The 20250-nt window shown below is 47.8% G+C and carries 19 protein-coding genes; 7 read left to right on the top strand and 12 right to left on the bottom strand.

Annotated elements, in window-relative coordinates:
* Positions 1-40: 40 nt before the first annotated feature.
* Both FXV75_RS00305 and FXV75_RS00300 read left to right on the top strand, forming a co-directional pair.
* Positions 41-382, top strand: coding sequence for a DUF4258 domain-containing protein (locus FXV75_RS00305; protein ID WP_148830561.1), 342 nt, complete (start codon positions 41-43; stop codon positions 380-382).
* 23 nt (positions 383-405) lie between these two features.
* The gene (locus tag FXV75_RS00300) at positions 406-846 is read left to right on the top strand and encodes a helix-turn-helix domain-containing protein (RefSeq protein ID WP_148830559.1); all 441 of its coding nucleotides are present in this window, start codon (positions 406-408) and stop codon (positions 844-846) included.
* A gap of 13 nt (positions 847-859) precedes the next feature.
* Here the strand turns inward: FXV75_RS00300 and FXV75_RS00295 are convergent, their stop codons facing one another.
* The 4 genes from FXV75_RS00295 to lpxM all read right to left on the bottom strand — a co-directional run bounded on the left by FXV75_RS00295 (position 860) and on the right by lpxM (position 4920).
* Positions 860-2014: a GNAT family N-acetyltransferase gene (locus FXV75_RS00295; RefSeq protein WP_148830557.1), complete on the bottom strand. Its 1155-nt coding sequence runs from the start codon at positions 2012-2014 to the stop codon at positions 860-862.
* A gap of 69 nt (positions 2015-2083) precedes the next feature.
* The gene (aroE, locus tag FXV75_RS00290) at positions 2084-2896 is read right to left on the bottom strand and encodes a shikimate dehydrogenase (protein ID WP_148830555.1); all 813 of its coding nucleotides are present in this window, start codon (positions 2894-2896) and stop codon (positions 2084-2086) included.
* Between the two features lie 79 nt (positions 2897-2975).
* Positions 2976-3920 carry an oxygen-dependent coproporphyrinogen oxidase gene (hemF, locus tag FXV75_RS00285; protein WP_148830553.1) on the bottom strand — a complete coding sequence of 315 codons (945 nt, stop codon included), beginning with the start codon at positions 3918-3920 and terminating at the stop codon, positions 2976-2978.
* Positions 3921-3969: 49 nt separating this feature from the next.
* Complete coding sequence (lpxM, locus tag FXV75_RS00280) at positions 3970-4920, bottom strand: lauroyl-Kdo(2)-lipid IV(A) myristoyltransferase (RefSeq protein WP_187424820.1); 951 nt, start codon at positions 4918-4920, stop codon at positions 3970-3972.
* Between the two features lie 219 nt (positions 4921-5139).
* Between lpxM and FXV75_RS00275 the strand changes: the two genes are divergently transcribed.
* The 3 genes from FXV75_RS00275 to FXV75_RS00265 are packed head-to-tail and all read left to right on the top strand — an operon-like array spanning position 5140 to position 8355.
* A complete protein-coding gene (locus FXV75_RS00275; protein ID WP_262368419.1) occupies positions 5140-6120 on the top strand; it encodes a dihydrodipicolinate synthase family protein in 981 nt (326 codons plus the stop codon).
* A gap of 43 nt (positions 6121-6163) precedes the next feature.
* Positions 6164-7111: a proline racemase family protein gene (locus FXV75_RS00270; RefSeq protein ID WP_148830551.1), complete on the top strand. Its 948-nt coding sequence runs from the start codon at positions 6164-6166 to the stop codon at positions 7109-7111.
* On the top strand, positions 7108-8355 hold the full coding sequence (locus FXV75_RS00265; RefSeq protein ID WP_148830549.1) for an NAD(P)/FAD-dependent oxidoreductase: 1248 nt from the start codon (positions 7108-7110) through the stop codon (positions 8353-8355). The genes FXV75_RS00270 and FXV75_RS00265 overlap by 4 nt, the downstream gene beginning before the upstream one ends.
* A 38-nt stretch (positions 8356-8393) precedes the next feature.
* Here the strand turns inward: FXV75_RS00265 and FXV75_RS00260 are convergent, their stop codons facing one another.
* A complete protein-coding gene (locus FXV75_RS00260; protein WP_148830547.1) occupies positions 8394-9062 on the bottom strand; it encodes a GntR family transcriptional regulator in 669 nt (222 codons plus the stop codon).
* Positions 9063-9327: 265 nt separating this feature from the next.
* Between FXV75_RS00260 and FXV75_RS00255 the strand changes: the two genes are divergently transcribed.
* Positions 9328-10794 carry an NAD-dependent succinate-semialdehyde dehydrogenase gene (locus FXV75_RS00255; RefSeq protein WP_148830545.1) on the top strand — a complete coding sequence of 489 codons (1467 nt, stop codon included), beginning with the start codon at positions 9328-9330 and terminating at the stop codon, positions 10792-10794.
* A 90-nt stretch (positions 10795-10884) separates the two neighbouring features.
* A complete protein-coding gene (gabT, locus tag FXV75_RS00250; protein ID WP_148830543.1) occupies positions 10885-12165 on the top strand; it encodes a 4-aminobutyrate--2-oxoglutarate transaminase in 1281 nt (426 codons plus the stop codon).
* A 74-nt stretch (positions 12166-12239) separates the two neighbouring features.
* Here the strand turns inward: gabT and uxuA are convergent, their stop codons facing one another.
* The 7 genes from uxuA to manD all read right to left on the bottom strand — a co-directional run bounded on the left by uxuA (position 12240) and on the right by manD (position 20066).
* Complete coding sequence (gene uxuA, locus FXV75_RS00245) at positions 12240-13424, bottom strand: mannonate dehydratase (RefSeq protein WP_148830541.1); 1185 nt, start codon at positions 13422-13424, stop codon at positions 12240-12242.
* Between the two features lie 11 nt (positions 13425-13435).
* A complete protein-coding gene (locus FXV75_RS00240) occupies positions 13436-14902 on the bottom strand; it encodes a mannitol dehydrogenase family protein (protein WP_148830539.1) in 1467 nt (488 codons plus the stop codon).
* A gap of 12 nt (positions 14903-14914) precedes the next feature.
* A complete protein-coding gene (locus FXV75_RS00235) occupies positions 14915-16189 on the bottom strand; it encodes a TRAP transporter large permease (RefSeq protein ID WP_148830538.1) in 1275 nt (424 codons plus the stop codon).
* Positions 16189-16734, bottom strand: a complete 546-nt coding sequence (locus FXV75_RS00230) for a TRAP transporter small permease (protein WP_148830535.1) — start codon at positions 16732-16734, stop codon at positions 16189-16191. The genes FXV75_RS00235 and FXV75_RS00230 overlap by 1 nt, the downstream gene beginning before the upstream one ends.
* A gap of 89 nt (positions 16735-16823) precedes the next feature.
* The gene (locus FXV75_RS00225) at positions 16824-17780 is read right to left on the bottom strand and encodes a TRAP transporter substrate-binding protein (protein WP_148830533.1); all 957 of its coding nucleotides are present in this window, start codon (positions 17778-17780) and stop codon (positions 16824-16826) included.
* Positions 17781-17825: 45 nt separating this feature from the next.
* The gene (locus FXV75_RS00220; RefSeq protein ID WP_148835101.1) at positions 17826-18848 is read right to left on the bottom strand and encodes a Zn-dependent oxidoreductase; all 1023 of its coding nucleotides are present in this window, start codon (positions 18846-18848) and stop codon (positions 17826-17828) included.
* Positions 18849-18854: 6 nt separating this feature from the next.
* Positions 18855-20066, bottom strand: a complete 1212-nt coding sequence (gene manD, locus FXV75_RS00215; protein ID WP_148830531.1) for a D-mannonate dehydratase ManD — start codon at positions 20064-20066, stop codon at positions 18855-18857.
* Positions 20067-20250: the final 184 nt, after the last annotated feature.

Raw genomic sequence — 20250 nt, 5'->3', positions numbered from 1 at the left:
CCTATCAATATGATAGGTATTGACTCAATGGATGAGCATTATGAAAAAGAACAACCCACAAGGAAACGTGGTATTTCCTCTCAGTGAATTTGCAGCTCGAAAAACCCTTAACGACTTAGCCGAAAATCACACAAATAGAATCCGTTGGAGCAGACACATCAAAGAACGCATGCTTGATCGAGGAGTGACCACGAGGCAAATTTTAACTCTGCTTAAAAGTAAGCGCTCCATATTTCGTGAAGGCCCTTATCTTGAGCTCAATGGTGATTGGAAATGTAATATAAAGGGCATGGCTGCTGGGTCTATATTAGAACTGAGCGTTGTCATAAAACACCCTGCGGATAACCCGACATCGATTTTAATCACAGTCTGGGGTCACTAGTGGTCACTGCATTAGGAGTATTTATGTATCACTATACAGAATGTGGCTTATCTAACGTTTTTCTAAAAAACGGTTTTGTCATGGAACAGGTTGACGGCGAAAATTACACCAGCATCGATGATATAAATAACTTACATAACGCCATTGCACAAAGTCTGACAGACAATCATACGGCTCTTTGTCCTGCTGAGTTTAAATTTTTACGCATAGAGTTAAACCTATCGCAAAAAATGCTCGGCTATCGTTTTGGCGTGTCAGAGCAAACGATCGCGCGTTATGAAAAAGGGCAATCCGTAATTCCTCGAACGACAGACGCTGCGCTTAGGTCTCTCTTTATGGAAACACTAGAGAAAGCCAGCTCTGTTGGCTATTTTCTTGATTTACTTTCAGATGCCGAAGCCAAGCAAGCCGCAAGGGAAATATTATTAGAAGAAGTCGACAATCATTGGAAGATCGCTGTTTAACACAGCGTTTCGCCTATTGCTTAAACGGCAACAACGCGTGGGTATCTTGATGGTACTCACGCACGGCTTGCGCTTCTTCTTCGCAGAAGTGGCCAATGGCGTCGCGGAAACCTTCATGGGCGATGTAGTGAATGCTGTGGCTGAAGACAGGCTCGAAGCCTCGGGCGATTTTGTGTTCCCCTTGAGTTCCTGGATCAAAATGCTGTAACCCTTTTTCCAAGCAAAACTCGATGCCTTGGTAGTAACAGGCTTCAAAGTGCAGGCAATCCACTTCTTCCATACAACCCCAATAGCGGCCATACAAAGAATGATCATCAAAGAAGCACCAAGAGGCGGCGATGGCTTCGCCTTCTCGAAAGGCTTGTACCAAGAGAATTTGGTCGCCCATGTTTTCGGCTAGTTGCCCGAAAAATTCGCGAGTGAGGTAACCTTGTTGCCCACGTTTAGCGTAGGTGGATTGGTAACACAGGTAGAAAAAATCAATCTCGGCCGACGTTAAATCGCGGCCGATGGTTCGAGTCAGCTTGATGCCTTCTTTGGCGATTTTTTCTCGTTCCTTACGGGCGGTTTTGCGCTTACGGCTGGAGAAATGCGACAAGTAGTCGTCCATGTTTTTGTAGTCACGGTTGAACCAATGAAACTGACAAGATATTCGATGCAGTAGATCTTTGTTGGGTGCGAATAACGCCGCGTGTTCTGACTTGGCAAACAATAAATGCCAGCTGGAAAAATCGCGCTCTTGGTTGGCTTGAGTCATTAACTCGGCCAACGCTGGGTACAGATGAGAAAACGCCACATCGTCGCCTTGCGGATCACGATGCGAAAAAAGTCGAACCCCCGTTACCGGGGAAAAGGGTATCGCCCAAATACGCTTAGGGAAGTAGCGCATGCCGTAGCGTTGGTAGGCATCGGCCCACGACCAATCAAACACAAATTCCCCTTGGGAATGAGTTTTCAAATAGGTTGGAGCAATGGCCATAGGGCTGTCATCGTCGTCCATCACCAGCAAATATTCTGGGTACCAACCGGTGCCGTCGCCAATGCTTTTACTGTGCTCAAGCGCTTGATGAAAAGCAAACTGCGCAAAGGGATAACGCGTTTCCCCAATCGCGGCGCGCCATGTAGCCTCACCTATTTGATCCACTGAATTGAACCATTGCGCCTTCATGTTGTTTACCTTCAGGGGTTTCCCTTTTTATCTTTGATTTTTTTATCTTTGGGCATGGGGTTCGCTCAATTACTCCGCCACTTGCATTTGTTGGCGCATGTGATTCACCAAGCTCGCGATGTTGGGTCGCACTTGCCGCCATAAATAAAATGCTTCTGCGGCTTGACCTACCAACATACCAAGCCCATCGGCTCCTTTGGCACCGTGTTCATGCGCCCACTGCAAAAAAACGGTACGATCCTTGTCGTACATCATATCGTAACACCACGTTTGCTCGCCGATCAGTTCCTCTTTTAACGGCGGCAAACGGCCGGATAAACTGGCCGATGTACCATTGATGATAATATCAAAAGAGCCTACTAAGCCTTCAAATGATGACGCCAAACAGTCAAAATGTGTCGCCAATTCCTGTGCTTTTTCCACCGTACGATTAGCAATGGTGACCGACTCTGGATTCTCGGACAAAATGGGATCAAGTACGCCCCGAACGGCCCCGCCCGCGCCTAGAATCAATACGCGTTTGCCTGTTAAAATTTGCTGATGAGTGTCGATAATGTCGCGAACCATACCAATTCCGTCGGTATTATCGCCAAATAAATTACCATTTTTTTCCATTAGTAAGGTGTTCACCGCCCCTGCTTGCTTGGCTCGCTGACTTAAAATATCACACAGGGCAAAGGCGCGTTCTTTGAACGGCATGGTTACATTTAGACCATGCCCGCCTTGTTGAAAAAAATCGCGCACTTGATTTTCGAACTCACAGTCATCCCCCAAGAGCGTTGAGTAATTCAGCATTTGCTGGGTTTGAGCCGCAAAGTACGCGTGAATGCTTGGGGATTTGCTGTGCGTAATCGGATTTCCTACTACGGCGTATTGATCCAAAATATGTCCTCTTCTTTTGTAAGCTCAAATGTATAAGCTCAAACGCGATACATCCAAACGGTAGCGTATTGACTGTAGATTAGTGTGCAACACCCAGCCAATCTTTTGATGTTAAAAAGTAGTCGGTTAATTTGGCCTCTTCACTGTCCGCTTCCACTTGATAGTCATAGGTCCAACGCACTTCTGGGGGTAACGACATCAAGATAGATTCGGTGCGACCCAAACCGCTTTGCAAACCAAAATGCGTGCCGCGGTCAAACACCAAGTTAAATTCCACATAACGACCACGACGATGCAATTGGAAATCTCGCTGCTGCTCAGTGAAGGGTAAATCTTTACGACGTGACAATACGGGCATGTAGGCCTTGGTGTAAGCATCCCCCACCGATTTCATCATATCAAAGCAATGCGCAAAGCCGCCGTCGTTGAAATCGTCGAAGAACAAACCGCCGATACCACGAGGTTCGCCCCGATGTTTTAAATAGAAGTATTCGTCACACCAAGTTTTGAAGCGTGAGTAATACCCTTCTCCAAAAGGTTCAACCGCCTCACGGGAGGTCTCATGCCAATGGATACAATCCTCATCGAAGCCATAATAAGGTGTCAGATCAAACCCACCGCCAAACCACCAAACCGGCGCCATGCCGTCTTTGTAGACGATAAACAAACGCACATTGGCGTGAGACGTCGGGGCCATTGGGTTATTGGGGTGAATCACTAACGACACGCCCATGGCTTCAAAACGGCCTCCCGCTAGCTCGGGGCGATCTGCTGTCGCAGAGGGGGGTAAATTGTCACCCATAACGTGAGAAAAATTCACACCACCTTTTTCAATCACCTGGCCACCGGCCATCACTCGTGTGCGGCCACCACCGCCATTAGGGCGATCCCATGCGTCTTCTCTAAAACGCGCTGATGGTTCGACCGTTTCGAGCGTCGAACAAATATGATCTTGAAGCGACATCAAGTACGCTTTAACCGCTTGAACATCGTCGTGGTGTGGTGAGGTTATCGGCTCAGGCATGGCTGGCTCCATTTCATTAAATGCGAAAAATGAGTCACAAAAAGAGGCGTTAATACAGTTGCGAGCCATCAGGGCGACTGCGTAGCAAATTGAGGATCCACATGTATTGTTCTGGTCGCTGGGCGATCATGGCTTCCAGCGATTGATTCATCAAGATAGCATCTTGAACATCATCCCCTGAAGGAAAAGGCGTTAATGCCGGAAAAATATGCAGCTCATATTGGCCCGATTTGGCGTTGTAAGCCTGAAACATCGGCACAATGTGCGCTTTCGTCAATTTAGTCAGTTTACCTAAGCCCTTCATGGTGGCTTTTTCTGTACCAAAAAAAGGCACAAAAACAGAATGCTGCGCCCCGAGGTCTTCATCGGGCAAATAATAACCGACATAGCCTTTTTTAACGGATTGAAGAAACGGTTTAATGCCCGCACTTCTAGGATAAACCACACCTCGACCGTATTGCATGCGCTGCGTGTGCATTAACCAATCGATGAGCGCATTTTTTTGCGGCTTCATTATGGTAGTCACCGTGTACCCAAGTGATGCCAGCATGGAGCCGGTGTAATCAATCGACCAACAATGGGGCACTAGGGTGATCACATTTTCGCCTCGATCCAGCAAAGGGAACAAATGTTCACCCCCGATCACTTTATTGCGGCGTTTTTTGTACGTTTCACTGCGTACTAATAGCTCGCCATAAGCAAAGCAAAACTGCACCGCGGTTTCTACACTGCTGCGTAAAATGGCTTCACGCTGTTCTGACGTTTTTTCGGGAAAACACAACGCAAGATTCAACCGCGCTCGTTTTAAGGCGCCGCCTTTTTTTTTCGTAATCACAGGCGCGACTTTCGTAGCCAGCCGGTCTCGAAGACGAAAAGGAACATAAGCCAAAATAAGCGCCAACAGCACGATCAGCCAAGTCGACCAAAAACGTGGCGCTAAAAAACGCCACTGAAACGTCGGGTTGTGTGTGTTTTTATCGGCTGGAAGCATGTCGTTCATTTCGTCTGATTACCTGAAAGGAGTATTTTACCTTAATGCCGCTATTCTTTTATATAGCGTCGCTTGTTTTAGTCATTTTGCTGTTCTTTTTATCTCGACTGGCAACGCTGCCATTGACTACTTTTCTAACAAGGTATATTTTGGATACAAAATCCATTTTGACAAATGGGCGTTTATTTGTTTAATTTTTCCCATAAATTTCCGATATAAAGGTAGCGAATGATGGATAACTCTGTTCTTGATGTATCGGTCTTCAATGGCATTATGCCCGCGTTGATGACCCCTTGTACGCCTGATCGCACGCCAGATTTCGACGCTCTGGTCTTAAAAGGGCGAGAAATGATGGCGGCAGGAATGTCGGCGGTGGTGTATTGCGGCTCGATGGGCGATTGGCCTTTGCTGACCGACGCCGAGCGCATGGAAGGTGTCGAGCGTTTGGTAAAAGCCGGGGTTCCCGTTGTTGTCGGCACTGGGGCGATCAATACAAAGTCCGCCGTGGCGCTGGCGGCTCATGCGCAACAAGTCGGTGCCGCGGGTTTGATGGTGATCCCTCGGGTACTGTCTCGTGGCTCGGTGATCGCAGCGCAACGTCATCACTTCAAAGCCATCCTAAAGGCAGCGCCTGACGTGCCCGCCATTATTTACAACAGCCCTGTTTATGGGTTTGCCACTCGTGCTGATTTGTTTTTTAGTTTGCGCTCTGAGCACCGTAATCTGGTCGGTTTCAAAGAGTTTGGTGGCGATGCAGACCTTCGTTATGCGGCCGAAAACATCACCTCTCAAGACGATGATGTGTTGTTGATGGTCGGCGTGGACACCGCCGTTTTTCATGGTTTTGTGCACTGTGGTGCGGTAGGCGCGATTACCGGAATTGGCACCGCCTTGCCAAAAGAAGTCTTGTTATTGGCGAACTTATCCCGTTTAGCCGCCACTGGCAACGCCGAAGCGCGCGTTCGAGCACAAGAATTAGAAGCCGCTTTTTCTGTTTTGGCCAGCTTCGATGAAGGCCCTGAGTTGGTGCTGTACTTCAAATATTTGCTTGTGTTAAATGGCGAAGAAGCGTATCGATTGCACTTCAATGAGACAGATGAGCTAAACGCTGCACAGCGTCGTTATTGCGAAGACCAATACACACTGTTTAAGACCTGGTTCGCAGATTGGCGCCAACAAGGTGGTGTCATTGCTCAATGCCACTCATAAATGCCTTCTATAAATGCCACCTATAAAGGTCGAGGAACACAGCATGCAAGTCATAGACAGTCATACGGAAGGGGAACCTACTCGCGTTATTGTATCGGGAGGGCCCGATTTGGGTTCTGGTTCTTTGGCCGAACGTGCGGCAATTTTAGCCACAGAGCATCGGGATTTTTATCGCTCTGTCGTGTCTGAACCCTACGGGCAAGACGCCATGGTCGGCGTGATGCTGGTCGAACCCGTCGACACGCGTTGCGTCGCAGGGGTCATTTATTTTGACGCCGCCGCGGTCATTGGCATGTGTGGTCACGGCACCATTGGCGTGGCCGCCACATTGGCTCACATGGGCAAGATTGGCCTGGGTACGCATAGAATCGAAACGCCAGTGGGCATGGTTGAGGTCACCCTAACAGACAACAACACCGTCACAGTACACAATATCGACAGCTATCGCTTTCGAAAAGGCGTTGAGTTAGACGTACCAGGCGTTGGGTACATCGTCGGAGACATCGCCTATGGCGGTAACTGGTTCTTTCTGGTGGATGACAGCCCCACTCCCGTTTTACCCCATAATATTCGTACCTTGACCGAGACGGGCATTAAGGTGCGCGACGCGCTTTACGCTAATGGCATTGAAGGCGAAAACGGCGGTGTGATCGATCACATTGTATTCTTTGGCCCTGCACTGACGAAAAAAGGCCATTCCCGCAATTTTGTACTCTGTCCTGACAACGCCTACGACCGATCGCCTTGCGGCACTGGCAGCTCCGCGCGCCTGTCTTGCTTGGCTGCCGATGGACGCCTTGCCCCGGGCGAAGAGATTTATCAGGAAAGCACCATCGGCAGCGGTTATACCCTAAGTTATCAGTTTTCAACATCGGCCAATGCGCCACTGGGCGCCATCGTCCCTGCGATCACAGGGCAGGCATTTATTACCCGTGAAGCGAACCTAATGTTCAACCCAACCGACCCATTGCGTTATGGTGTGCGCTTATGAAAACGCCTGTTTATGACGTGGTCGTGATTGGTGCTGGGATTATTGGCATCAGCATTGCTCTCAAGCTGCAATCTCAAGGACGACAGGTACTGGTGCTCGATCGAAAAGGCGTCGCAGCCGAAACATCGTCCGGTAATGCGGGCGCGTTTGCCTTCACGGATGTCATCCCTTTGGCGACGCCTGGCATTATGCGTAAAGCACCAAAGTGGCTGTTTGACCCCCTTGGGCCCTTGTCAATTCGCCCCGCTTATGGGTTAAACATACTTCCTTGGATGGTGCGTTTCTGGCGCGCCAGCTGGCCAGACAAATACCAAGCCGCACTGGCGGCACAAGCCAGTTTAATGGCTGTATCAAAAGCCGCGTTAGAGCGCCAAATCCAAGCGGTGAATGGCGAAGCTTTGATTCGTCGGGAAGGGCAGTTGCAACTGTACGAAGGCGTTGATGAATTCAATGCCAGTCTTGCTGGTTGGCAAACGCGACAACAGCATGACGTAAAGTATGAATTTTTACTCAGTTCAGACGCCATCGCCAAGATTCAACCGGGTATTCACCCGCGCTTTACCCATGCAGCGTTTACGCCAGAATGGAAAAATGTCTGTGATCCTGCTCAATGGACGCAACACCTCGCCAATGCGTTTGAAGCCCTAGGTGGGAAAATCGCCATAGCATCGATTGACACTATTGAGGTTAATCGCGATACCGTCACGTTAAAAAGCGACGCGGTCGATTATAAAACACACCAGTTAGTGCTCGCGGCTGGGGCTTGGTCTAAAACCTTGGCGCAATCCTTAGGTGACAATGTGCCATTAGATACTGAACGAGGATACAACACGACCCTGCCAGCAGGCGCCTTTGCCTTAAAAACGCACCTTACTTTTAGCCAGCATGGTTTTGTGATCACCAAAATAGGGGAGGGCATACGAGTCGGCGGCGCAGTAGAACTGGGTGGGTTAACTCTACGTCCCCATTTTAAACGGGCAGATGTTTTACTCAACAAAGCAAAGGCATTTTTGCCAGAGCTCAACATCGAAGGCGGAAAACAATGGATGGGATTTCGACCTTCCATGCCAGACAGCTTGCCGGTGATTGGCCATTCAAGCCGATCCAAGCGCGTCATTTACGCTTTTGGGCATGGGCATTTAGGGCTGACTCAATCCGCAGGAACCGCGGAACTGGTCGCCGCGCTCATCAATAACGACGCCCCTGACATAGACCTTTCGCCATTTTCTGCTACCCGATTTTAGAAAAAAATAAGGTGAAACAAAGCCAATAGACCTACACGCTATTGGCGAGCGGCCGCGATCCATGCCAAAACTTGGTCTTTGGTGCTTTCAATGTGTTGACGCAATGACTCCGCGGCGGCGGCCACTTTTCCTTGTTGGGCCAAGGACAACAGCTCTCGGTGGTCGTGCTGAGCGCGTTCGGCGTTTTTCAGTTGGTCGATGTGTAAGCTTACGTATCGGTTGGATTGTAAACTGGCACGTTCTAATAATTGTGACGTTAAAACACGCCCCGCCGCTTCATAAAGCGACTGATGATAGCGCGCGTTTAATGGCCCCCAAGCGGCCACATCGCCGGCGGCATAAGAGGCGTCCATGTCATTGAGCAATTGCTCACAGCGCACAAAGTGTGCCTCTTGCATAAGAGGGATTGCACGAGTAAATAAATCGACTTCCAACAGCATACGCACGTCGAAAATTTCAGCGATGTCGTCCAAGGTGTGTTTGGTCACGGTGGCGCCACGATTGTTCGTAAACACCACCAACCCTTCAGCGTCCAAGCGCTTGAGCGCTTCACGAATCGGCATGCGCGACACCTGATATTCCTCAGCCAATAACTCCTGACGAATTAACTCCCCTTCGGACAAATCACCCGATAAAATACGCTGGCGCAAATCCGCAACAATGACATCGGGTAAGCTCTGACGAATCACCGCTCTTTTTTGCGTCACACCTGATTCTCCTAGTGGTACTGACCACATTAATAAACCCACATTATACGTAAAAAAGCCATGAACCCGAGTGCCTTTTGCGTTTCTATGAGTTCTTGAGCGCAAAATCTTTCACGTCCAATGTTTGAGCAACATCAAACATTGAATTGATACCTTCTCATTTTTAAAACCGCTGCCATTGCCTACTATCGATGCATCATAAACGTGCTAAATTCTTCCTACGCACAGGCATTCTTTTAGCGACACAGATTCATTTGGAGTTTTTATGACAGCCCTATTATCACAACCTAATTTATTGAAAAGCCAATCCTATATTAATGGCGAATGGGTCGCCGCCACGTCAGGCAAAACCTTCCCTGTTTCTAACCCTGCTAACGGCGAACACCTGATCGACGTGGCGGATGTAGGCGCAGAAGAAACCACCCTCGCGGTTGAAGCCGCAGAAAAAGCTCAAAAAGAATGGCAAGGACGCACCGCGAAAGAACGGGCGACCTTGTTGCGTCGTTGGAACCAGCTCATTCTGGACAACCAAGACGATTTGGCGACCCTAATGACCCTAGAGCAAGGCAAACCATTTGCAGAAGCCAAAGGCGAAGTGGCGTATGGCGCGTCTTTTATTGACTGGTTTGCCGATGAAGCGCGTCGTTTAAACGGTGACGTGATGCCTACCTTTGCCAAAGACAAACGTGTTTTGACGATTAAACAGCCGATTGGTGTTGTGGCGGCGATTACACCATGGAACTTTCCGATCGCCATGATCACCCGCAAAGCCGGCCCAGCCTTAGCGGCGGGTTGCGCCATCGTGATCAAACCATCAGACGAAACCCCCTTGTGTGCCTTGGCGTTGGCAGAGTTAGCTCATCAAGCCGGCATTCCAGCAGGCGTTCTCAATGTGGTGGTCGGCAAAGACGCCAAAGCCATTGGCGGTGTATTAACCAGCCATCCTACCGTACGCAAACTGTCCTTCACCGGCTCTACGCCCGTTGGCAAATTATTGCTGTCTCAGTGTGCCCAAACCGTGAAACGCACTTCAATGGAATTGGGTGGCAACGCACCTTTTATCGTGTTTGACGATGCCGACCTAGACGCCGCCGTGGAAGGCGCCATTGCATCTAAATACCGTAACGCGGGGCAAACCTGCGTTTGCGCCAACCGAATTTTAGTCCAAGCAGGTGTATACGATGCCTTCGCGGACAAACTCGCCGCGCGTGTTGCCACCTTTAAAACAGGCGACGGCTTTTCCGCTGGCGTCAACATTGGACCACTGATCAACCCTGCGGCCATGAACAAAGTAGAAGAATTAGTGCAAGACGCGGTCGCCAAAGGCGCCAAAATCTTAATCGGTGGAGCAAAAGCCACCGAGGCTGGCGCACAGTTCTTTGCGCCAACGGTGTTGACCGATGTGACAGAAGACATGGCGGTATTCTCCAATGAAATTTTCGGCCCCGTCGCGCCCTTGTTCAAATTCACCACCGAAGACGAAGCCGTTGCCATGGCAAACAATACCCCATTTGGCTTGGCGTCTTACTTCTATTCCCAAAATATAGCCCGCATTTGGCGTGTTTCAGAAGCCTTGGAATATGGCATGGTCGGCATAAATGAAGGCATTATTTCCAGTGAAGTAGCGCCCTTTGGGGGGGTAAAGGAGTCGGGTAGTGGGCGTGAAGGCTCTCAGTACGGCATCGATGAATACGTTGAAATTAAATACTTGTGCCTGGGTGGATTAGCGTAACCCTTTATCGATCTTTTGAAAAAACTCACAACAAAACGCTCTTTAAGCGGCATCTCAGCTAAAGAGCCAGTCAATACATAAGGTGAAAACATGAATAATGCAGAATTACAAAAACGCAAAGAAAACGCCATGGCGCGTGGTCAAGCCAATATGGCGCCAGTGTATGTTGATCATGCTTTAAATTCAGAGGTGTGGGACGTAGAGGGTAAGCGTCACATTGATTTTGGGGCTGGTATCGCGGTATTAAACACCGGCCATAATCACCCAAAAGTAAAAGCGGCGGTGTTGGCACAAATGGAGCGTTTCACCCACACCTGTGTGATGGTCAGCCCCTATGAATCGGCTGTGGCGTTGGCGGAAAAACTCAACGCAGCGGCACCCGGCAACACGCCGAAAAAATCGATTTTCGTGACCACTGGCGCTGAAGCCGTTGAAAACTGCGTCAAAATCGCCCGAGCTCACACCGGTCGTCCTGGCATTATCGCGTTCAACGGTGGTTACCATGGCCGTACTAACATGACGCTGGGATTAACAGGCAAAGTGGCGCCATACAAAATCGGCTTTGGCCCATTCCCGAGTGACATTTATCACGTACCGTACCCAAATGAATTTTTGGGTATTACCGAAGAACAGGCAATACGTGATCTGCATCTGCTGTTTACTTGTAACATCGAGCCGTCTCGCGTGGCGGCCATTATTATCGAACCAGTACAGGGCGAAGGCGGCTTTTATAAAGCATCGTCAAGCTTCCTACAAACGCTGCGTACCTTATGTGACGAGCACGGCATCTTGCTGATCCTCGACGAAATCCAGTCTGGCTTTGCGCGTACGGGTACGATGTTTTGCCACGAACAGGCCGGTATTGAAGCCGATTTAATGACCACTGCCAAAGGCATCGCCGGCGGTATGCCATTGGCCGCGGTGGTGGGTAAAGCCCACATTATGGACGCGCCGGTTCCGGGTGGACTGGGCGGCACGTACGGCGGTTCACCGATTGGCTGTGCAGCGGGCTTGGCGGTATTCGATGTGATCGAAGAAGAAAACCTGTGTGAGCGTGCCACCGAAGTGGGTACTCACTTTGTAAAACATCTTACTGATATACAAGCCCAATACCCACAGCTGATTGGCGATGTACGAAACGCTGGCGCCATGATCGCAATTGAATTTCTACACGATGGCGATGTGAACAAGCCATACCCAGAATTGGCGAAAAAACTGCCTGCCATCGCGGCAGAACACGGCTTGATTTTGTTGTCTTGCGGGATCCGTGGCAACGTGATTCGCTTCTTACCCGCGTTGACCATCGAAATGGACTTGATCGACGAAGGCATGGCCATTTTCAGAACCTGTCTGAAAAAAGCACTGGCGTAGATCAGTATGATGTAAGCACTGTTTTTGCTACTCAGCCACCTTGAAAACAAGGTGGCTTTTTTGCGCTTGTGATATTAATTCGTCAAAATGTACTTTTTCAATGCAAATTCAACCCCACGAATTTCAGCTAAGCCCTTCATTCGACCAAGAGCAGAATAACCAGGTTTAGCATCACGGCGTAAGTCGTCCATAATTTGATGACCATGATCCGGCCGTAATGGAATGCTCTTTTCAATACCAAGACGTTTACGTCGCTGTTCTTCTTTGAGTAACACCAGAATCACATCCGAAATGTCTATATTCCCTTCTAAATGTGCGGCTTCATGAAAGCTTCCCCACGTCTCTTCTCGTTGAGTTGAACGCAAGTGAGTGAAGTAAATTCGATCAGCAAAAGTGGTCGCCATGTCGCACAAGTCGTTATCTTCGCGCACACCATAAGATCCGGTGCAGAAAGTAATGCCATTGGCAGGCGAGGGAATACGCTCGACTAACCACTCAACATCTTGCTTGGTCGAAACGATTCGAGGCAAGCCTAAAATTGGACGCGGCGGATCATCTGGATGAACCGCTAAACTAACACCACACGATTCAGCAATTGGAACTATATGCTCTAAAAAGTAAGCAAAATTCTCTCTTAAAACCTTTTTATCAATATCATCATAAGCCGCTAATGCAGCACGAAAATTCTCTAATGAGTAACTTTCTTCGGCGCCAGGAAGCCCTGCCAATATCGTATTTATCAACTGCTCTTTTTGCTCGTCGCTTAGTGCGACGAAATGCGCGTTAGCGGCCGCGATTTCTATCTCGCTGTAACTGCTTTCGCTATTGGGACGTTGTAAGATAAATAAATCAAACGCGGCAAAGGCCGTTTGGTCAAAACGTAAGGCTCGGGAACCGTCTGGCAAGACATAAGTAAGGTCTGTTCGAGTCCAATCAAGCACCGGCATAAAGTTGTAACATACGGTTTTGATACCGCATTTTGCGAGGTTTTGTATGCTTTTACCGTAGTTTTCAATGTATTTTTGGTATTCGCCCTTACGCTGTTTAATGTCTTCATGAACAGGAATACTTTCCACAACGGACCAACGCAGACCTGCCGCTTCTATCTTATTTTTCACGACTTGGATGGCCTCAACGGGCCATGTTTCACCATTGGGTACGTCGTGTAATGCGGTGACAATGCCGGTTGCGCCGGCTTGGCGAATATCTTGTAAAGTGATGGAGTCATTTACTCCAAACCAACGCCATGTATGTTCCATAATAAACTCTCTTACTTATCGTTACTCTGAGAAGTGCTTCGCATCAGGCTCTGTACTTTTTCGCCAGCTAACAATCCGTCCACTAAGCTCACTAGACGAACTAATAAAGCCTTATTATTAGCCAAGGCCGTCGGAAAGATATCGTTACGTTGCAGCAGAGCAGAAATCAGACTCATCGAGTCATCTCGATGACGGCGAACGAATTCGAATAACACAGCTTCAAGCGGATCGTTGATGCTTTGCTGATTCTGTTCAGCCTCGCACAGAGAAACCATCCAACCAGCCATACCCAGTTCGATCGCAGGCGCCGCTAGCGACTTTTCTTGCAGTTCTACTAGGCTGCTCAACCAGCGTTGTGGCAGCTTCTGGCTACCGTCCATCGCTATTTGTTTAAGCTGATGCTGCAAACTGTCGTTTTCAAAGCGTGCTAACAACTGTTGGCAATAGGTCGCCAATTCTGCTTGGCTAAAACTCGGTAATGTCGGGGCTACTTCTTGCATCATATAGCGCTCAAGGAAGGCACGAATGTCCTTGTCTTGCATGGCATCAGCGACGGTTTTAAAGCCTGCGATAGACCCCAAATAAGCCAATAATGAATGACTGCCGTTGAGCATTCTCAGTTTCATCATTTCATAGCTTGAGACGTCTTCAACCATTTGTACGCCAGCAGATTCCCATTGCGGACGGCCCGAAGGGAAATGGTCTTCTATTACCCATTGGCTAAATTGTTCGCACTTCACTACGGTAGGCTCATTGATGCCAGTGTCTGCTTTGATCATCGCGAGGGCTTGCTCAGAAACAGCTGGAACGATGCGATCTACCATGGAATTTGGGAACGCAACGTTTTGCTCAATCCATTGGGCGAATTCATCATCCTGAGCTTTGGCTAACGCCACAACAGCGCCTTTGGCTCGAACACCGTTATGAGGCATATTGTCACAAGACAATACTGTAAACGCCGCAAGGCCTAACGCACGACGCTGTTTCAAAGACTCAAGAATCAACCCCAAGGCCGTTTTAGGTTGAGATGGAAACGCCATGTCATGCTGAATGTCGGGTGTATCTAACAATAATTCGCCCGTAGATGGCGCTAAGTAATAGCCTTTCTCTGTAATCGTTAAAGTGACAATCTTAGTCGCAGGCGACGTCATTTGTGACAGTAGCGCCTCTCTTCCTTCATCAGAGCCAGAGAAAAGCGTGTTCTTGATCGCTTTAATCTCTCTTAAATTGGCGTTATTCATATCGGCGTATTCCACCACATGATAACCATGCCCAGCCGCCTGCATCTGCTCCACCAGCTTATGATTAGAACGAATGTTCGCACTGACGATCATCCAATCACCGCCATGAAGTGCAAGCGTCTGCTCTACATACACCGCTTGGTGAGCACGATGAAAAGCACCCAAACCTATGTGAACGATACCGACATCATGCTGACTTGGTTCAATTTGGCTGTCTATACGTTGAATATTTGTCATAAAATCACCTAATTAGCCTAACAACGAAGGCAGCCATAACGAAATTGCAGGGATATAAGAAACAAGTATAAGTACAAAAAGGTTACACAGTAAGAACGGCCAAATTGCTTTTACAATCGTGGTCATTGGCAACTCACTGATTCCTGCGGCAACAAACAAACACACACCAACGGGCGGTGTCGTTAGGCCGATAATCAAGTTGAGCACTGCCATCACGCCGAAGTGGATCGGATCCATACCAATACCTTCTGCCACTTTTAACAACGTCGGAAAAAGGATAATCAGTGCCGCGATGGTTTCCATAAACCCCCCCACGATCAACAACACAATATTGATGATTAAAATCACCACTAAAGGGTTCTCACTAATGCTAAAGATCGCACTCGCCAGCATCTGTGGAATCTGCTCACTGGTCAAAATCCAACCAAACAAGTTCGCCATTCCAACCAATAATAACAAGCTAGTTGAGCTTAAAACCGTATCCACTAATAATTTCGGAAGGTTCTTCCAAGTAAGGCCTTTGTAAACAAACATACCAACAATAAAAGCGTATAGGCTGGCCATAATTGACGCTTCGGTAGGGGTAAACAGTCCACCAATGATCCCGTACAGGATAATAAAGGTCATCAATAACGCCCAGAAAGCCCCTTTACCGACGACGTATATTTCTTTTAAAGTGGCACGTTTTTCACGAGGATATTGGCGTTTCACCGCAATAATATACGCCGTTACCATCATCGCAACACCAAGCATAATACCAGGCACCACACCGGCTAAAAACATCTTGCCGACGGAAATACCACTCAAGGAACCCACGATGATCATCGGCACACTAGGCGGGATAATTGGTCCAATCGTCGACGATGCGGCCGTTACCGCCGCCGCAAAGGGTTTGTCGTAACCACTTCGTGCCATACCGGGGATCATCACGGCACCAATACTCGCCGTATCCGCCACAGCCGTACCCGAAATACCGCCAAATATCATCGAGCCGCCCACATTCGCCAGCCCAAGGCCACCACGAATATGACCTAACAAGGCGTTACTGAAACGAATAATGTAATCGGTAATATTACCGACGTTCATTAAATTACCGGCCAGAATAAAGCCAGGAATACAGAGCAACACAAAAGAGTCCATGCCGGCGTATAAACGCTGAGGCACAATGGTTAACGGAATACCCGCCATGGTTAAATAAGTCAGCGATGCAATGCCTAAACAAAACACAATAGGCACACCAACAAACAGTAATAGGAAGAATACAAGAAACAGTAAAATGACTTCCATTATGACGTTACTCCTTGGCCATCACGTTCGAGCAAAACGAGCAGCGCACTCATAAAACTGTAAAATGCGGTTAACGCGAAGAAAAAAGTCACCGATAAAAAGGCCCAATACATAGGTACTTCTAGGGCGGGGGAGGTCTGCCAACGACCTATTTGAGCGTACTTAATGGCATATGGTAGGATATAAATAGCAAAACCGCCCGCCAAAAGGTGACAAAAAATCTGATAACACTTTGTCCAAAATCGATTCAAGGCACCTTGAAATAACTCGAGACGTACATGACGGTTATGACTGATAACCAATCCAGAGCCCATCACGACAAGATAAACAAACAAATATCGAGACAGTTCCTCTGTCCAAATAGGGGAGCTTGGTAACATAAAGCGCGAGACTACTTGCAAGATAACCACGGCCGCAATCGCTAACAAGGCTGACACCGCTAACACTGAAAAGACCCAATTAACGATGCGCAGCAGCCACTGGATACTCGTTTCCAGTTTGCTCACAAAATCGCTTGGGTTATTGATTTGAGATGAGAGACTCATCGTATTTCTCTCCAAAAGGGCCTATCTCCGCTACGAAAGCGAAAATAGGCGTCTTAAACGGATATAGATCTGGCTCTGCTATTAGAGATTTAGATCTTGTTATAAAGCGCAAGCTGTTCAGGCGTCAGAGCTTCTTGTACTGCTTTTTGAGCGGCCGCTTTGAAGGCGTTAAGATCAGGTTGCACAAACTCCATTCCACGCGCTTCTAGGGTAGAACGCAATTGCGCTTCATCTGCTGCGAACATACCATGTTCATAGCTTTGCATTTGCTGACCGGCCTCCAATACGATGGTTCGTAAATCAGCCGGCATGTTATTCAGTTTGTCTTGGCCGATCACGACATAAATCCAGCTACGCACGTGACCCGTTAAATTCACATACTTCTGAACTTCGTAAAAACTCGCACTGTTAATCAGGCTCAGTGGGTTTTCCTGCCCATCAATTGTATTCTGTTGAAGGGCAGTGAACACTTCGCTAAATGCCATAGGGATTGGTTTAGCACCTAGTGTCTGCCACGTTTTTACAAACAGAGGCACATTAGGAACACGTAATTTCAAGCCATCTAAATCACTTGGAGATAAAATTTTACGGTTAGAGGTTAAATGACGAGGACCACGCTCAAACCAAGCAATCGGTTTAAGTCCGGTGCGCTCAGAAATCTGCTCAGTAATTTCTTTACCAACCTCACCATTAACCGCTTTCTGTAATTGCGCAGAACTTGTAAAAGCGTAGGGGACCGCCATGAGAGCGGCTTTTGGTGCCCAGTTCTGTAATGATTCGCCAGTAATTGTCATGTCTGCCGTACCAAGCTGAATGCTGTTAATAACATCCATCTCTTTACCCAACTGCTCATTAGGATAAAGTTTAACGTCGATACGACCATTCGATTTGGTTTCGGCTACTTCTTTAAATTTTAAAGCCGCTTTGTGCCAAATATTCTCTTCGTTGGCTGGGTAGCCAAATTTCAACGTCACATCGGCAGCCTGAGCGAATCCGGTAAGTAGGATTGATGACATAACAGCGATTTTTAATATTGGTTTAATCATGGGAACTCCATTTTTATTATTAGGTTTATGCACTAGGGTTTTAGATTACTTACTCATTTCAACCAGCACTTTACGAGTAAGTTCAGGGTGGTTTTCCATTAGCTGAATACCATCGCCAATGTCGTTTAACGCAATCCGATGACTAATTAAAGCCAAAGGATCCAAACGACCTGATGCGATCATGTCAAGCACTTGAGGAAAACGGCGATTGTTAAGGCGCGAACCTACAATCGTCAGCTCTTTCTTAATGACTTCAATTTGCGCTAAATCACTTGGCGTTGTGCTAAAACCCAGCAAGCCAATACGTCCTGCAGGGCAAGCAATACGCAGAATTTCAGGCAAGAGAGCCGGAATGCAAGCAGCGTCGGCAATTAGAGGTACACCTTCACCATTTGTCCATTCTCGGATACAGTCTTCGACTTTATGAGTTCGACTGTTAATCACATCCGTTGCACCAAGCAATTTGGCTGTTTCTAAACGTTCATCAACAATATCGGTAACAATAATACGTTCGATGCCCATGGCTTTTGCCACTTGCACTATGGTCAGTCCAATCACGCCAGCGCCGTAAACTAATAACGTGTCACCAGGAATGGGCGCCATGCGAGATAACACATTGGTGGCAATGGAATAAGGCTCTACCAATGCCGCTTGTTCAAGCGTGACATTGTGAGGAAGCACTAACACATTGCTGGCAGGTGCGCTGGTGAACTCACCAAAGCCACCATTTCGATGCACACCAAACACCTGTAATTTCGCACAGACGTTAAACCGTTCCGCTCGGCACGCATAACATTCACCGCAACTAATAACGGGATCAACACAGACTTTATCGCCAATTTTAACGTGCGTGACGCCTTCGCCAACCGCCGCGACTACACCCGAAAACTCATGCCCCGTAATTCGAGGAAACTGAACAAACGGGTTTTGCCCATGAATAATGTGCAGATCAGACCCACAAATTCCGGCAAAGGCGGTTTTAATCAAGACTTCGCCAGCCTCAGCGACAGGCTGCTTGGTATCGATTAAGGCATAGTCATTTACATTCGCTACTTGAAAGGCTTTCATCATTTTCTACCAGTTCCACAAGGTGCCATCTTCTAGGCGGTTAACCGGAAGATAAGCAGGTTTATAGGGGTATTTCGCGGCAAGCTCTTCGTCAATGTCGACACCATGACCAGGTACATCCCCCGGCGTGAAGAAGCCATCTTTGAACTCATAAGCATGAGGAAAAACGAGATCCGTTTCTTTGGTGTGCGGCATGTGTTCTTGAATGCCAAAGTTTGGTACCCAAGTATCAAAATGCAATGCGGCACCCATGGTGATCGGCGAGAGATCCGTCGCGCCATGGAAACCCGTTTTGACATGATAGATAGAGGCAAAATCAGCGATACGGCGTACATTAGTGATGCCGCCAGCATGGGTAATTGTCGCGCGGATATAATCGATTAGCTGGTTTTGAATCAACTCTTGGCAATCAGACAAGCTATTAAACACTTCGCCAATCGCGAGCGGCGTTGTCGTGTGCTGACGAATTAATTCATAAGAAGACTGATTTTCAACAGGCGTACAATCTTCGAGCCAAAATAAATGGAATTTCTCAATTTCTTTGCCCAAACGCGCGGCCTGAATTGGCGTGAGGCGATGATGTACATCGTGCAAAATGTGTAGGTCTTCACCAAACTCTTTGCGAACAGCAGCAAAAAGTTCAGGCACATGATTAAGGTATTTTTCCGTCGACCAAACATGTTCGGCCGGTAAAGCAGAGTCGGCAGGCTCATAAGGTTTGCCGGCTTCTTTGGAAACACCATACGTCGTTGGGATACCTGGTATACCACATTGTACTCGAACCGCTTTATAACCTAGTTCAACGTGTTTACGCACCTCCTCAAGACAAGACTCAATATCCAAACCCGTAGCATGACCATAAACCATGACTTTTTCTCGGCTTTTCCCGCCAAGTAGTTGATACAATGGCATGCCCGCTAATTTGGCTTTTATATCCCACAAAGCAACATCAACAGCCGCAATGGCTGTCATGCCAACAGGACCACGACGCCAGTAAGCGCCACGATATAAATACTGCCAAATGTCTTCTATTCGCTGAGGGTCTTTACCTATTAGGGTAGGGATAACATGGTCTTCAAGGTAAGCCACAACCGATTTTTCACGACCATTGAGCGTCGCATCACCAATGCCATAAACACCGTCATCGGTTTCTATTTTAAGCGTGACTAAATTGCGCCCAGGGCAAGTCACTATTACTCTAGCTGATCGAATTTTCATGAATAAAGGCACCTAGTTATTTTTTTGGCATACCAAATCTCAATAATTTCGACAAAAATAGCGGAATAATTGAAACAAGACAAGCCTAAAAGCGAAAATTGGCATACCAATATAACCCTTATTGCTTTATTTTTGATTGGAATATCGACTTTGTCTGGGCTTTGCGTGAAAATGGCATACCAAA

This window comes from Marinomonas sp. IMCC 4694 (assembly GCF_008122525.1).
Lineage (GTDB): Bacteria > Pseudomonadota > Gammaproteobacteria > Pseudomonadales > Marinomonadaceae > Marinomonas.
Note: the sequence above shows the minus strand (reverse complement) of the source record. Positions and strands in the feature narration are given on the sequence as shown.

Coding starts and splice junctions, on each gene's coding strand:
- FXV75_RS00305 (WP_148830561.1), top strand. CDS start 41: ATGAAAAAGAACAACCCACAAGGAAACGTGGTATTTCCTCTCAGTGAA.
- FXV75_RS00300 (WP_148830559.1), top strand. CDS start 406: ATGTATCACTATACAGAATGTGGCTTATCTAACGTTTTTCTAAAAAAC.
- FXV75_RS00295 (WP_148830557.1), bottom strand. CDS start 2,014: ATGAAGGCGCAATGGTTCAATTCAGTGGATCAAATAGGTGAGGCTACA.
- hemF (WP_148830553.1), bottom strand. CDS start 3,920: ATGCCTGAGCCGATAACCTCACCACACCACGACGATGTTCAAGCGGTT.
- lpxM (WP_187424820.1), bottom strand. CDS start 4,920: ATGAACGACATGCTTCCAGCCGATAAAAACACACACAACCCGACGTTT.
- FXV75_RS00275 (WP_262368419.1), top strand. CDS start 5,140: ATGATGGATAACTCTGTTCTTGATGTATCGGTCTTCAATGGCATTATG.
- FXV75_RS00270 (WP_148830551.1), top strand. CDS start 6,164: ATGCAAGTCATAGACAGTCATACGGAAGGGGAACCTACTCGCGTTATT.
- FXV75_RS00265 (WP_148830549.1), top strand. CDS start 7,108: ATGAAAACGCCTGTTTATGACGTGGTCGTGATTGGTGCTGGGATTATT.
- FXV75_RS00255 (WP_148830545.1), top strand. CDS start 9,328: ATGACAGCCCTATTATCACAACCTAATTTATTGAAAAGCCAATCCTAT.
- gabT (WP_148830543.1), top strand. CDS start 10,885: ATGAATAATGCAGAATTACAAAAACGCAAAGAAAACGCCATGGCGCGT.
- uxuA (WP_148830541.1), bottom strand. CDS start 13,424: ATGGAACATACATGGCGTTGGTTTGGAGTAAATGACTCCATCACTTTA.
- FXV75_RS00240 (WP_148830539.1), bottom strand. CDS start 14,902: ATGACAAATATTCAACGTATAGACAGCCAAATTGAACCAAGTCAGCAT.
- FXV75_RS00235 (WP_148830538.1), bottom strand. CDS start 16,189: ATGGAAGTCATTTTACTGTTTCTTGTATTCTTCCTATTACTGTTTGTT.
- FXV75_RS00230 (WP_148830535.1), bottom strand. CDS start 16,734: ATGAGTCTCTCATCTCAAATCAATAACCCAAGCGATTTTGTGAGCAAA.
- FXV75_RS00225 (WP_148830533.1), bottom strand. CDS start 17,780: ATGATTAAACCAATATTAAAAATCGCTGTTATGTCATCAATCCTACTT.
- FXV75_RS00220 (WP_148835101.1), bottom strand. CDS start 18,848: ATGAAAGCCTTTCAAGTAGCGAATGTAAATGACTATGCCTTAATCGAT.
- manD (WP_148830531.1), bottom strand. CDS start 20,066: ATGAAAATTCGATCAGCTAGAGTAATAGTGACTTGCCCTGGGCGCAAT.